This window comes from Ornithinibacillus sp. 4-3, assembly GCF_040958695.1.
Classification (GTDB): domain Bacteria; phylum Bacillota; class Bacilli; order Bacillales; family Amphibacillaceae; genus CALAMD01.
The window spans coordinates 624213-639291 of sequence record NZ_CP162599.1 but is presented as its reverse complement, the minus strand read 5'-3'; the positions used below and the strand labels follow the sequence as shown (position 1 = coordinate 639291).

The window sequence follows — 15079 nt, the reverse complement described above, 5'->3', positions numbered from 1 at the left end:
CTCTCCTCTGTGTTACACGAGACTGATGCAAAAGTAATTATGACCTTCCAAACAGAATCTCATTTTAAAAAGTAAGCGCTTTCTTTTGTTGCTCTCTTAACTTCTAACTTTTTTTGCGAGTTAGAAGTTAAATAAGTAATGAAAGCTGGATTCAATCACTTTCATTACTTATTCTTAATTTCTTAAAATGTTTTTCTAAAGGATGTTATAGACTCATCCATAATTGCAATCATTTTCTCTACTTCTTCTTTTGTAATCGTAAGTGGAGGTGCAATCGCAATGATTTCATTGTTTGATCCTAAAGCTCTTAATATTAATTTATTAGCAAAGAATTCATCTACCAATGTAGTTGCAGGTAATTTTTTTGGATCAAATAGTTTACCAGTATCACGATCCTCATAGATTTCTATTGCTGCCAATAAACCAATTGCTCGGGAATTCGTGACGATAGAATGTTTATCTTCTAAATAAGCAAGACCATCCTTAAGCACTGCTTCCATTTTCTTCGCGTTTTCTACAACTCCGTCACGCTCCATGATTTCAATATTCTTTAATCCAATAGCACATGCTGAAGCATGACCACTGTATGTGAAACCATGACTTAAGTTAGCATCAAAGCCATCTAATGTTTGCTTCACTTCGTCATTAATTAATACCCCACCAAGTTGAGCATATCCACTAGAAATACCTTTAGCAATACTCATTAAATCAGGTACTACATCCCAATTTTCTACACCAAACATTGTACCCGTGCGTCCAAATCCACAGATGACCTCATCTGCAATAAATAAAATATTATGCTCATCACATAATTTGCGTACAGCTTGTAAATATCCTTCAGGTGGAATATGCACACCACCAGCACCTTGAACAGGCTCTAATAAAACAGCAGCAACCGTATCTGCACCTTCTCTTTCAATAACACCTCGAATCGATTGCGCATAATCTGGATCGTTTTTATCTCCATTTTCACAGTTTGTTAAATGAGCTTTCGCATGATGTACATGCTCGATATTAGAACGAGCGAAATCATGGAATGCAGGAATACCAGTTGCTGTTTGGGCAGCTACTGTAACACCATGGTAAGCATTATTTAATGCAATAATTTTAATTTTTTCAGGCTTTCCTTTTATTCCCCAATAGTAACGTGATAATTTAATTGCTGTATCATTCGACTCCGAACCACCTGAGGTATAGAATACTGCATTTAAATCACCAGGTGCTATATCAGCTAATTTTTTAGAAAGCTCAATTGCCGGTTCATTTGAAAAACCTTTAAATGCAGAAGCATATGCAAGTTTGCCAATTTGCTCTTTTCCTACTTCTGCTAATTCTTTTACACCATGCCCTAGGTTAACATTCCAAAGCATAGACATTGCATCCATATAAGTATCCCCATGAACATCCTTTACAAAAATGCCATTCCCCTCTGTAAAGATAATTGGTGGACCATTTTCTGCATGAACCTTTGGATTTGTTGAAGGATGTAAGAAATGCTTCTTATCTATATTTACTAATTCCTCAATCTTTGTTTTCTTTATTTCCATTGCCATATAAAAAACCTCCTGATTTTAAAATTTCCTTAAAAATGGGTGTCAAAGTTATGTTAAAGCTAATTATGAAAGGGCTGACTACTCTTTTCATCCAAAATTTTCAATATAGAGAAACAGAAAAATCCTAGCAAAAAGAACATGCTATCATTGAACATCCTCTTAAGGCAAACCCCACTTCATCATCACTAAAATCATATCACCCCCTATGGATATTATTCAACAGACGATTCACTAATGTATTTTTTTATTTTGCGTGCTGCAGTAGATTGGCTTATTCCTAAATGTTGTGCAACTTTATAACTAGATTTATAGACATCATACGCCTCCATAATCAATGTCCGTTCAAAATGTTCGATGCGATCTGGTAAAGTCATGGCATTGGAAACTGATCCTACTCTAACTTTTGGCGGAAGCTGACTAAAGGACACTTGATTTTTATCCGAAGTAATCACTAGATTTTCAATAATATTCTTCATCTCGCGAATATTACCTGGCCAGCTATATTCATGAAATGCATTCATCACAATTGTAGGAATTGTAATGTTGCGATTATACTTTTGGTTAAAATAAGATAAAAAATGTTGTGTGAATCGTTTAATGTCTCGCTTACAATCTCTTAATGGCGGAATATTAAGTGTTACAATATTCAACCGATAATACAGTTCCTTACGAAATTTTCCTTGTTTAATTAAATCCTCAATATCCTTGTTTGTAGAAGATATAATACGTACTTTATTTTTTATTTGCTGTAAGAACTTTAATAGCCTTGATTGTGCTTTTAATGATAATGCATCTATTTCATCAAAATAAATTGTTTCACCTGCTGAAAATAAGATAGCTCCTTCATTATTCGTTACAATATTCGTGAAGTTATCATAATCTGATCCTTCATCAGAAACATTTGCACAGCTTACCTCCCAAAAATGGGCCAACTCTTGATCATCATGATTATGAATTTTCATTGCTAATACATTTTTTCCTACACCAGATTCTCCTGTTAATAAAACTGGTGTATTCGTATGTGCGATTTTATCAATTGTTTGAAACACCTGCTGCATACATTCACTTTGCTGAACAACCTTTTCTAGGTTCTGGTGATTTATTTGATCACTTAATTCTTGTTCCAATAAATCTATACGTTTTCTTAAATTGGTAATATCCGTAGAATCCCTAGCAAAGCTAATTACTCGAATTAAATCATTTTCTTTGTTGAAAATGGGAATAGAAGTAACATAAAGTGATTTTCCTAATGAAGTTTTCTGCATCATTTCCACTGTTTTCTTTTGTTTAATTACTTCCAATGTCGCAGATGGGTAAAACAAGTGATGTTCTAAATCTCCAATAAACTCTCCGATCAATTCCTCCGCAAGAAATCCATAATGCTTCTCACAAGCATTGTTTACATAGATGATATATCCTTGATGATCTGTGACAAATATTTCATCCGATGAATACTCTGCAATTTCCTTAAATAATTGCTGATTTCCCATTTCTTGCATATACTCACCTTAGTATGCTTAAATTCCAACGCCTTCATAAAAAGCGTCTTATGAAAATGTAACCCCTTACTGCGCTCCAATTATTATTATATTATCAAAATACTGAATTTTTATAGTAAGTCAATATTGGGTTGGTTAAATATTTCTATACTTCTTTAAGAATAGTCTACCAATAGTAAACATCCCTAGCAAACTAATTGTTACTTTTTGTTTATTTTAGGACAGAAGTTTCGTATATCCATCAAGTTTCCCTCTATTATTTCTACACTTTATGAGTCTTATTGACTAAATATTTATAAAAATCTATTTTTTTGTTGTATTCTGTCTTATTTGCATATACAATATATTCAAGAAACAATTATACCCCCTTTTGAAGGAGTTTTTACAAATGGATTTTCCTTTATCCATCTGTAACCTCCTTCCTTTTTTGTGCAAAAATAGAGCCGAATATAAAGGGCGATTATTTATAAAACCCTTCTTTATATTCGGCTCTATTTTTTATAACGGAATAACTTCTTTGTCTAATTTTGTCAAAAACTCATAATAAAATGGATCCTCACCTAAGCTAAAAATGCGATCACATAGATTGATAATTTCATCCATATCATGAGAAATATAAACAATCGTCAATCCTTTTTCCTTCGCTAGTTTTTTTAAATAACTGGCGATTTCTTGTTTGGATTTCAAATCAATTCCAACTGTCGGCTCGTCTAGAAGCAATAAACTTGGTTCATGAATTAATGAAATAGCAAGATTTAATTTCCTTTTCATTCCTCCAGATAAGGTATGTACAGATTCTTTCCATTTATCTAGCTTCACGTCTAAACAGAGCTGGCGTAACTGTTCCTTACTTTTCTTCTTCCATGATAATTTTTCAAAGAACAGCATGTTTTCTTCAACCGTGAATTGATCCCAAATCGCAACCTCTTGAGGAACAAACCCAATCTGTTTACGGAATTTTCCAAGGCTTTTTCTGCTGTACACTTGCTCATTAAATGTAATCGTTCCACTAGAAGGCTTTAAAATTGTCGCTAAAATATGAAGCAAGGTAGACTTTCCTGCACCATTCTCCCCTACTAGTCCGATAATTTCACCTTGCTGAATCTGAAATGAAACATTCTTTAATATGCTTTTTTTACTGTATGCTTTAGAAAGTGACTGAATCTTTAACATAAGGATCCTCCCGACGAACAAACCAAAAGACGAAAATGATACTGCTGATAATCAACCATATATTTATATGATCTCCTGTTAAAAATGCCTGAATTGGATGGAACCATTGAAACCAGGTCATTTTCACCGAGGTCAAGCTAATAATACTTGTTAAGGCACTTATTAATGTAACTGCAAATCCTGTCGTATAAAGTACATATGGATGTCGAATCCATAACGCTAATATGAAAGAACTCATATTTATCATCATACGGAACAGCAATAAAGCACTAATAAATTGTAAGCTTATTGTTTCCTGATAATAATAGTGGAAAATGAACATTGTCAGTAAATCAAATAAAAATAAAAGCCCTGTATAAATTAGAAAATGCTGAGCTAAATAGTTTTTAAAGGTCATGCGTGTAAATAAAAATCGCTCCCTTACATTTGCACGTCTTTCCTTTATTATCCAATCAAACATTAGCATGGTAGATAGTAGAGCAATATACGCCCAAATGGTCCAAGGTTCAATTGTTGTGCCTTCACTTTCTTCTATTATTTCTCCATCTTTAAATTGCAATGTTGTGTCCATCAAATGTTGTTCATTTTCAATTTCCTTACTATGTTCAATTAACGCTTCCCACGAAGGCGCTGTTTCATTATGCTGTTCATGTAAATTTTCAATTTCTAAAACTGCTTTTATTCGACCTGCATCCTGCTGTACAAAGGAAATAATCATTTCGCTCACTACATTATAAGCAAAGGATAAATTAGATTCCATTCCTACTAACAAGCGATTCCGATTTCCCTTTTCAATATTTTCCTCATACCCTTGACGAATAATGAAAACACTATCCAATTCATGCTTTTCCAACAATGATACTGCATGTGGCTCAGATAACACTTCTACTTGAATAAATGGGCTCTCTTCCATCGAGCGAACTAGTGCATTTGCTAATTCAGTGTCTTCCTCTTGCACAATACCCACCGGTACTTTTGAATCTTCTTTTACTTTCTCTACAAATGACATACTAACTCCAGTAATAAGGAGTGGGAGAACGAGCCAGAATAAAAGGCTAAGCTTCTGTTTCTTCCAATGGATAAGGCGAGTTTGTAAAGCTCTCTTCATCGCTTTAAACGCTCCTTTCCATTTGACAAGATCATAAGCAATATCATTCCAGATAAACTATAAATGAATCCCATCATATAATCAGCATACAAGCGCTCATTTAATAGTATTTCTTGAATCCAATAAAGCGCATCATATGAGAATATAAATTCTAGTTTATTCTGAATATAGCTAGGAAAATAAAGTGTTGGAATGATTGCTCCACTGATTACAATTATTAATAAACTGAAAACAAATTGAATAAGCAGACGAAGCTTCGGTGAAGATAGAATCATTTCAATCAGCGCAAGAAGCTGCAAATATACAATACTGTATAAACTTAGCATCATAAACAGGCGCTTATAATCTTCTATATCTAAAGTGAAGCTAAAGAAATAATTAAAACCAAGGAAAGCAGCTATTATAAGAAGCATGCCAAATCCAAAGGTAACTGTCATTCTTGCTAGCATCTGCTGTATTTCTTTCACACCATAGAGCTTCATGCGATTTGCTAGCCGTTTTGTTTCCTCACGATATAATAATTGATAAACGATAAATAACCAAAATGTATGTAAAATAAATAAAGCAGAGACCCCAAAATAATCTTTTGTCGAAGCTGTTGCTTGATTAACCATTTCCTCGTTTGTTAACACATTTCCTTTGCTTAATGCATACATGAAAAATGAAATAAATTGATCAAATAAATAATCATTACGCACATCTTTATCGTCTATAAAATCTTTTGCATAGCGATTAATTAATAAAATATTTGCCTGTGAAGTGTTGATGTGACGCATTACACTATCTATTAACTCTTTGACAATATTACTTTGCACTTGCTGTTGTGTATTACCAATTACAGGCAGAGTTACAGATTCTCCTACATATAAATTGTCCGTAAAATTATCCGGAAACACGATATAAGCACTTAATTCATTCGCTTCTATCCCTTTATCTGCATCCTGCTCTGATAGCGTATGTAACTGAATATATGGTCCAAGCTGAGATGTTTCGGATAAAAATTGAATCATCGTTTCTGTTTCCATCGATTGGTCTTGATCAACTACTCCAATATCAATTGTCGTTTGTTCATCCGCTGTCATTAGATGGATCATCAGCATAACAATGGCACCAACAATAATGGTTGGAGAAAGCAAAAGAAGAGGGAGTGTTAACCACTTCCTCTTAATCTGCCTTATATTCATTTGGATAAACATGAAGTAATGTTTAATAGACTGCATGGTAACACCCTGCTTTGCTTAAAACTTTCATATCCATTACCCAACTATGAAAGTTCCACACCAATATCAATAATAGATTGCTAGGATATATTAAAATCCTCCGCCAAACTGATACATGATTTCACCAAGCCATTGTTGGAATTGACCTGCGAGATCGAATTGTATATATTCATTTAGCTCTTGTTCTGACATTTGACCAATATCCACGATATTATCTCCTGAAGGCATCTCTACTTCTTTAATCTTTTGTCCTGCAATTGCTACATTCAAAGCAAATAAATCTCTGCCAAGGTCATCGATTTCAAGTGAGAAAGAATGCTCAGAATTCATTTGATCTTTCTCATAGGTAGATGTACCATCCCAGAACAAAGTTCCTCCATAATATCCATCTCCTGCTGAGATCTCACGATTAAATTCACGAGTACCTTTGTTCAGCTCTTCTGACCCTAGGTAACTAATTTCAAAAGTATCTGGCACACTTAGTTTGATAGAGTCTGTTGCTTTATTATCTTTCCAAGACAAATCTCCTTCTAAGAATAAGGAACTCGGTCCATAAGCATCTTCTGCAAGAAATTCATAATCAAACTGCTGTTGTTCTTTTGTTAATAACTGATCTCCAGTAATTGTTAGTTCTACATCTCCAAATTCTTCATCACCTATTTTTACTGCAAAATCACGTTTTACAATAATATTCTGATCAATCCAAATCGTAGATGTAATTCCATCTGGAAGAGAAATTTGATCTAAGCTATCTTTCGCCTCAACAAGAATAGAATCAAATTCTGTCATAAACTCTTGAACCAAAGCATCATCTGCCATACCCATTCTTAGTTCAAACTGATTTTTTACAATTTTCTTTAATTCATCATCTTTTTCCATTTTTGTAAGGAGCTTTTCTAATAATTGTTTTACGTCGTCTTCTGTTAAGTGGAAAGTAATTTTTTCTGCGTTAATATCTTCACCGAAAACTGTTACATCTTCTTCAACAGATTCAAATGAATCATTTGATAACTCATCATAAATCATCTTTATATATTCTTTTTCAAAATATTCCTGATCCTCTTCCGAAAATGGAGAACGTTGTTCGAAGACATCATTAAAGTCTATTTCAAAACCTTCTTCAAATGCGTATGGATCCATTGTACGGATCAATTCTCCTAGATCTCCACTTGAGATTTTAATTGTTTCAGATAGGAAAGGTAAGTTTATGTATAGATTTTCTTCATCTAATGAAAAAGCAATATCTTCTATTTTAACTCCTGCGATTTCTGCTCCTAAATCTGTAGATAGCTTCTTGTCATCCATATCAGACTGGATCGCTAAATTAAGTTTAGAGCTATTTACCATTTGCTGAAGCATTGGATCATTTGCCAAATCACCTATATTTGCGGAAAGCTCTAACGTTGTTTCTGTAGGATTTTCAAACGTGAACTCTGACCAATCAAATTCAGCCTCATAGCGGTCTTTAATCACATCTTCCATGTATTCAAAAGTTGCTTTCTCAGCTGCAAAGTATTTTGCCTTTGGAGAATTATCCCAAAGAATTTGGTAAGCAGCTACTCCTCCACCGATAAGAAGAATAATACCTATAAAAATTCCAATAATTGCGCCTTTGGAAAGACCCTTCTTTTTGTCAATGGTCTCGTTGTTTCCTTCCATTTTATTGCCTCTTTTCCTTATAAAAAATATTCTACATACCCGTTTATACCATTTGTGAATTGATTCGTCAATGCGTGGAAAGTCATATGAAGTGAGGTAATCTTTGTCCTTTCAGCAGTTTTAAACATGTTTTTGAATAAACATAAATTAAGCATGATACCTATAGTAACATGCTTTCTCCTTCATACTATTTGATAAAGATTAAAACTTATAATTGATTCAATATATCTCCTATCGTTTCTTCTCCAAATTCCTGCCATTTGCTTTTATCGCGTATTAGGCCATCCGTATCCAATGGCTCCTGAAATTGACCTAAACCTGTTACTGTGAGTAAAGAATTTTCATCTGTATCTAATCCAAGGTTGACTACATGTTTGATGACAAAAGGTTTCTCGAACTCAATCACTGCATCTCTTCTATCCAGCATACCTTCGAGTACTTGAAATGGCATTCGTAAATAAAATGTTTCGCCATTTTCCCGGTGCATCACGCCATCAAAAATTCCTCTATCATAATCCCAATTACCACCCATATGAAAACCAAACTTTTTAAGGCTCTCTTGGGCTTCGCCAAAAGTCATTTTCTTTCCTTCTATATCTGTATCTAAATGGATCATCTCACCCTAATTCTCCTTTAATAATATTTTCCATAGTATTGACATTATTGGAAGATACATACAAAAATTACAAAAAAGGAATACCCATTTTAACAGGCTTCCTCATGTAATTTTGGATATTTCATATGCTTTTAAAGGCGAAGTTGAAGGGAACCCTTGTACTTAGCTATACAGAAGTAAAGAATTAATTATCTTTTAAGTAAAATATTCAATTTTAGCCTCAGGAAAAAAACGTTTTATATAGCTACCTAGTGTATCTTTGATTGCCTCCTGCTGCTCATCCTGATATACATATTTATAAATACCATACCTTCCCCACTTCGTTTTCCGCTTAGACTCATCTAACTCAAGCTTCGTCATCGGGTAATTTTCCTGAATGACTCGTTTAGCAGGTTTGGTAAAGCGATGCTGTATCATTTCAAACGTCAAATCTTTTCTCGCAAATGCAGGTAAGGAAGCCTCAAGTTTTTCAAACATCTCCAAATACCCTTCCTCCCAACCATCATGCAGATAAATTGGAGCAACTATAAATCCTAAAGGATATCCAGCCTCAGCTACTTTTACTGCTGCTTCTATACGTTCATGCAGTCTAGATGTTCCTGGTTCAAAATATTTAATTATATAATCATCATTTATACTAAATCGAAAGCGCGTTTTACCTTGATGATCTGCATCTAGTAAATGGTCAACATGAGCAAATTTCGTAACAAATCGAAGTTTGCCATGCTTTGACTTTCCAAAAAATTCGATTGCCTGCTTTAAATGATGTGTTAAATGATCAACGCCAACAATATCAGATGTACAAGATGCTTCAAACCTAGTACTTTCTGGTGCTCGTTCATCCATATAATTTTGTGCTGCTTCAAAAATTTCATCAATATTGACATATGTTCGTATATAAGGTTTACTGCCCATTGTTGTTTGCAAATAACAATAATGACAGTGACCCATACAGCCAGTTGCAAGTGGGATGGCGTACTCTGCGGATGGTTTAGATGTATCAAATTTCAATGTCCTGCGTACACCGATTACTAATGTAGATTTAGCAATTCGATATTTTTGAAAATGATTTTCTCCTGGCAGATTACGAATCTGATTATGAGAGGTAGTCTCCCGTATCTCTACTCCCATGTCTGCAAATTTCTTAATAAGTCGTTTTCCACTTGGATATTCTAATGCATCCGGTTCAACATACACCAATTGAGGAGTGAATGGTTTAACCATAATATTCACCATCAACACTGCCAAATGCCTCATGATAAGCCATCTCTGCTGCTTCTTCTGTTGGAAAAATAGCAACTTCATTAGAAAGTGGGTAATAATGGTCATGTACAAAAAGAGCTATTTTATTACTATCTTCTGGATGTCGTACAACCGCTGCCTGCTGAACATTTGCGACACCTTGTGCGTGTGGATTACGAATAATAATATAAACAACCTCTCCAGGTTCAAAGCTTTGTTCTATATTCATTATTTCACCTGATTCCTTTAATTTTTATCAATCTTTATTGTTCCACTATTAAAGGAAATTATGTCCAACTTCTGGTGTCTCTGTTATTATCACTTGGATTGGTCAAATTTGATTGTTCTCAGCTTGGTTTTAACTAATTTTAGTGAACAAATAATTGAATATTTAAGAGGCATACACATGTTTGTTGAAATAGTTGATGATATTATTTGTATTAATGGAGAAGATAAAGGAAATTCCAAATGAATTCTTAGTGGAAAGAGACCGTTTATAAAGTTTTTGTTTTGGAAACATTATTGATTTTTTTGATCTAACTACAAACTATATCAAATTTATTTATCATACATTTGAGGTGAGATGATGAGGATTATGCTAGTTTCTGGAAGTATCATTCTTCCTATAGTAATGCTTTATCTTCACAAGCGTTGGTTAAGATTAAGGAATATTTTTAATTACGTAGCAATCCTTGCTACACTCATATTTGGAAACGTTACTTCACTATCCATATATAAAGTCCTTATAGATAAAACGGTCTTTATGACATCTATCCATGCCATACTTTTAAATCCATTTTTTTTAATTTCAGGAGCGTACATAGGTATCTATGTTCTTTACAGACTTCTGCTGCTAACTATGGAGGAACAACAGTAATAAAATGCAAAAACTGCACCTTCAATTGTTAGGTTGTAGCTAACAATTGAAGGTGCAATTCACTTCTATATTTTCTTTTAAAATTACATCATACCCGGCATACCACCATTTTCTTCTGAAATATTAATAGAAAATAAGTAATAATATTCCGGCAAGGAAACAGTAATATGAGAAATAGATAAGCTTTCCTTTTTTCATAACTCCCATAAACCATCTCATCGCAAAGTAAGTCATGATAAAGGTTGCAATAAATGCAGCCGCATATGGAATAGCTAAATCTGCTTTATTCGGTTCATCTAAGAAATCTGATAAGCCTAATACTACTCCTCCAAGACTTATCGGGATATATAGGATAAATGAAAATCGAAGTGCTGTATCTCGGTTCATTCCAACAGCAAGTGCTGAAATAATTGTCGCACCTGAGCGACTAATTCCAGGTGTTATTGCAACTGCTTGTCCAAGACCAACAAGCAAAGCATCCTTTGTTGTAATATCGCTTTCGCCTTTACGTCCTTTAATATTACGAATAAACCATAAAGCGATTCCTGTAACAAAGAGCATAATCGCAATCGTTGTCATACTAACACTTTCAGCAATATAATCACTTAATAAGAAACCAAGTAGTCCTGCTGGAATAGTTCCAATTATAATAAATAACACAAAACGAAAATCACTTTTGTACTTCTCTTCTTTAGAGCGGATAAACTGAATAGAATTTATTAAAATCCGAGTAATATCTTTTCTAAAAATAATAAGTATTGCTAAAAGCGAAGCAGTATTTGTTAAGATAGCGAACGTAAACCCTTGTTCACCTAAATTCAAAATCTCACTAGCCACCATTACATGGCCACTAGATGACACAGGAATTGGCTCTGTAAACCCTTGTACAATCCCAATTACAATCATTTTGAGTATAAATACAATATCAAATTCTCCCATTTTTTTCTCCTTATTCCATCCATTGTTTTTACATTTTTTAGTCTAAATAGATACATTGAGAATAGAAAAAACCATTAAAAATAGAGTAATACTTTTGATTTCACAAAAACATCACTCCATCTTGATGTTGATTATAACATTATTACTGAAACATGTGAAATATGTCTTTTTTCATATATTTTACAGCATAGAGATAAAATTTCTTCCTATACAATAGATATCTTTAACAAAATTCTAGTATGACAATAAGAAATCTCGTAAGCCTACAATGACTTACGAGATTTTTTCAATAAAGATGCTCTATTTGATATCCTTTATCCTTAAGCTCGGTTAAAATGCTCGGTTCAGCCGTGAAATGCATTGTTCCGACAAAAACAAAATATGTTTGTCCGTCATCTTCTTGCAAAATTTCATCTAGCTTGTTTGCCATATTAATATTCCGCTCATCATTTAAAGCCTTCATATACTCCTCATTAATCCCAGCTTCCTCATAGTCATCAGACATGGCACTAAGTGATTCAAGATCTCCTTCGAGCCAAACTTTTGCAAGTTCTTCCATTTCTCCAGTAGCATCTTCATAACCATCAATCATTAGTTCTAAGGTCTGAATTTGTGTTTCCATCGAATAGCCACCAAGTATCTCAATTTGTTGTTCCGCACTTTCTAAAGAAACAATTTCTTTCCCATCTTCCTGTGCTTTTTGAAGGAAATATAAATCAACCGCAGCCTGTGGATCTACATCGCTTGTCATCATTGTAATTTGAAGCAACATTGTTTCAACAAACCAAGGCTTAAACCCATTCATTGTGCTCAAATCCAGTCCATTCTCTTCAAAGATAGTCCCAAGCTTTTCATAAGTCTCTTCTGAAAGTACTTCTTCCAGCGTAGAATCATCATCATAGGTTGCATATTCTAAAATTTCTTGCTGTGAAGGCTGTTCTTCTAATAAATTAACTTCAGGAAGAACAACATCTGCACTATCGAATGCTTCTTCAATCGTTGGATCTAGTGGATAGAAATCATCTGTTCCAACATGAATCGTTCCTTGTAAATACATTACGGTATCTCCAGATTCCACTTTCCATAAAAATCCACCGTTACCTTCTCCACTCTCTTCCTCAGGTGCTGATTCATCTGGTGTATCTTCTGGTTCTGATTCCTTTTTATCTCCACCGCATGCCACTAGCATACTGACAAGTAAAAAGGTAAGCATTAATAATAAAAATTTCCTCATTTCTTTATTTCCTCCTATACAAATGTACCTTATTCTATCATAATGGTTTATTTGAATAAATACCTTCGATTTGATGTGAATGGAGGGAAATTTATAGTGGATGGTATATTATGATACATGAATGAAGGTAGCCAAATATAATAAAAAAGTCTATTTCACATCATTTAAAAATAATGAGAAATAGACTTTTATTAATTATAGTTAATACTTCTTACTAATTTTGGCCTTACATCATGCCCGGCATTCCGCCGCCCATGCCCATGTCTGGCATTCCACCATTTTCTTCTGGAATATCAGAAATAACTGCTTCTGTTGTTAAGAACATTGCAGCAACAGAAGATGCATGTTGTAATGCAGAACGAGTTACTTTTGCAGGATCTACGATACCAGCGTCGATCATATTTACCCACTCACCAGAACCAGCATTATATCCAATACCTACTTCTTCGCCTTTCAGACGTTCTACAATGATAGAACCTTCTAAACCAGCATTTTCTGCGATTTGGCGTACTGGCTCTTCAAGTGCACGTAATACAATACGAGCTCCTGTAGCTTCGTCACCATCTAAGTCTAACTCTTTTACTTTATTGTATACGTTAACTAGTGCAGTACCTCCACCAGAAACAATACCTTCTTCTACTGCAGCACGAGTAGCATTTAGAGCATCTTCAATACGGTGTTTCTTCTCTTTTAGTTCTGTTTCAGTTGCAGCACCAACTTCAATTACTGCTACACCACCAGCTAGCTTAGCTAGACGCTCTTGTAATTTTTCTTTATCAAATTCAGAAGTTGTTTCTTCTGCTTGATTACGTAGTTGTTGTACACGAGCCTCAATTGCGCTACTGTCTCCAGCACCTTCAACAACTGTTGTATTCTCTTTAGATACAACAACTTTAGCTGCGCGTCCTAGCTGTGTAACGTCAGTAGTTTTTAAATCTAAACCTAAATCTTCTGTGATTACTTGCCCGCCAGTTAGGATAGCGATATCCTCTAGCATTTCTTTACGACGATCACCAAAGCCAGGAGCCTTAACAGCTACTACATTAAATGTACCACGTAATTTATTTAATACTAATGTCGCTAAAGCTTCTCCTTCAACATCTTCAGCAATAATCAATAAAGGCTTGCCTTCTTGCACCACTTGCTCTAGAACAGGAAGTACTTCCTGAATATTAGAGATTTTCTTATCTGTAATTAAAATATATGGATTTTCTAATTCTGCTTCCATAGACTCCTGATCTGTTACCATGTATGGAGAAGAATATCCACGGTCAAACTGCATACCTTCTACAACAGAAAGCTCTGTGTTGAACCCTTTAGATTCTTCAATTGTGATAACACCGTCATTACCAACACGTTCCATTGCCTCAGCAATTAAGTTACCAACTTCATCATCACCAGCAGAAATAGAAGCCACCTGAGCAATAGACTCTTTATTTTCAATTGGCTTTGCAATTGCTTTTAATTCTTTTACTGCAACATCAACCGCTTTTTCAATTCCACGACGTAAGCCAACTGGATTAGCTCCAGAAGTAACGTTCTTTAGTCCTTCACGAATCATTGCTTGTGCTAGAACAGTAGCTGTTGTTGTACCATCTCCAGCAACTTCATTTGTTTTAGAAGCAACCTCAGATACTAATTGAGCACCCATATTTTCAAAGCTATCTTCTAATTCAATTTCTTTTGCGATGGTAACACCATCATTTGTAATTAGAGGTGAACCGAATTTTTTATCAATTACTACATTACGCCCTTTAGGTCCTAATGTAACTTTTACTGCGTTTGCTAATTTATCAACACCCGCTAACATAGAGCGACGAGCATCTTCACTAAATTTAATTTCTTTAGCCATATTAGAAACAACCTCCCTAAAATTTACTTTTGTGTCATATAAGCTTTCACCAAATATTACACTCCATCAAAAATTCTAATTGTTTAAGATGGCGCTTGGCCAAAAGC

The 15079-nt window shown here is 34.3% G+C and carries 12 protein-coding genes; all 12 read right to left on the bottom strand.

The features are described from left to right. Positions 1-182 precede the first annotated feature (182 nt). Positions 183-1553, bottom strand: a complete 1371-nt coding sequence (locus AB4Y30_RS03215) for an aspartate aminotransferase family protein (RefSeq protein ID WP_368654063.1) — start codon at positions 1551-1553, stop codon at positions 183-185. 212 nt (positions 1554-1765) lie between these two features. Continuing rightward, complete coding sequence (locus AB4Y30_RS03210; RefSeq protein ID WP_368654062.1) at positions 1766-3052, bottom strand: sigma 54-interacting transcriptional regulator; 1287 nt, start codon at positions 3050-3052, stop codon at positions 1766-1768. A gap of 498 nt (positions 3053-3550) precedes the next feature. Then, positions 3551-4225 carry an ABC transporter ATP-binding protein gene (locus AB4Y30_RS03205; RefSeq protein ID WP_368654061.1) on the bottom strand — a complete coding sequence of 225 codons (675 nt, stop codon included), beginning with the start codon at positions 4223-4225 and terminating at the stop codon, positions 3551-3553. After that, positions 4200-5333 carry an ABC transporter permease gene (locus tag AB4Y30_RS03200; protein WP_368654060.1) on the bottom strand — a complete coding sequence of 378 codons (1134 nt, stop codon included), beginning with the start codon at positions 5331-5333 and terminating at the stop codon, positions 4200-4202. The genes AB4Y30_RS03205 and AB4Y30_RS03200 overlap by 26 nt, the downstream gene beginning before the upstream one ends. Further along, on the bottom strand, positions 5330-6553 hold the full coding sequence (locus AB4Y30_RS03195) for an ABC transporter permease (RefSeq protein ID WP_368654059.1): 1224 nt from the start codon (positions 6551-6553) through the stop codon (positions 5330-5332). Before AB4Y30_RS03195 ends, AB4Y30_RS03200 begins: the two co-directional genes overlap by 4 nt. Before the next feature lie 90 nt (positions 6554-6643). Beyond that, entirely contained in the window at positions 6644-8212 is a 1569-nt protein-coding gene (locus AB4Y30_RS03190; RefSeq protein WP_368654058.1) for a DUF6583 family protein, read from the bottom strand. Between the two features lie 208 nt (positions 8213-8420). Next, positions 8421-8828, bottom strand: coding sequence for a YugN family protein (locus AB4Y30_RS03185; RefSeq protein ID WP_368654057.1), 408 nt, complete (start codon positions 8826-8828; stop codon positions 8421-8423). Between the two features lie 195 nt (positions 8829-9023). Further along, a complete protein-coding gene (splB, locus tag AB4Y30_RS03180; RefSeq protein WP_368655158.1) occupies positions 9024-10052 on the bottom strand; it encodes a spore photoproduct lyase in 1029 nt (342 codons plus the stop codon). After that, positions 10045-10299: a transcriptional regulator SplA domain-containing protein gene (locus AB4Y30_RS03175; protein ID WP_368654056.1), complete on the bottom strand. Its 255-nt coding sequence runs from the start codon at positions 10297-10299 to the stop codon at positions 10045-10047. The genes splB and AB4Y30_RS03175 overlap by 8 nt, the downstream gene beginning before the upstream one ends. A 771-nt stretch (positions 10300-11070) precedes the next feature. Further along, positions 11071-11886 (bottom strand): undecaprenyl-diphosphate phosphatase, encoded by an 816-nt coding sequence (locus AB4Y30_RS03170; RefSeq protein ID WP_368654055.1) that lies wholly within the window; start codon positions 11884-11886, stop codon positions 11071-11073. 286 nt (positions 11887-12172) lie between these two features. Further along, positions 12173-13120, bottom strand: a complete 948-nt coding sequence (locus AB4Y30_RS03165; protein ID WP_368654054.1) for a TraB/GumN family protein — start codon at positions 13118-13120, stop codon at positions 12173-12175. 226 nt (positions 13121-13346) lie between these two features. Next, the gene (gene groL, locus AB4Y30_RS03160) at positions 13347-14972 is read right to left on the bottom strand and encodes a chaperonin GroEL (RefSeq protein ID WP_368654053.1); all 1626 of its coding nucleotides are present in this window, start codon (positions 14970-14972) and stop codon (positions 13347-13349) included. Positions 14973-15079: the final 107 nt, after the last annotated feature.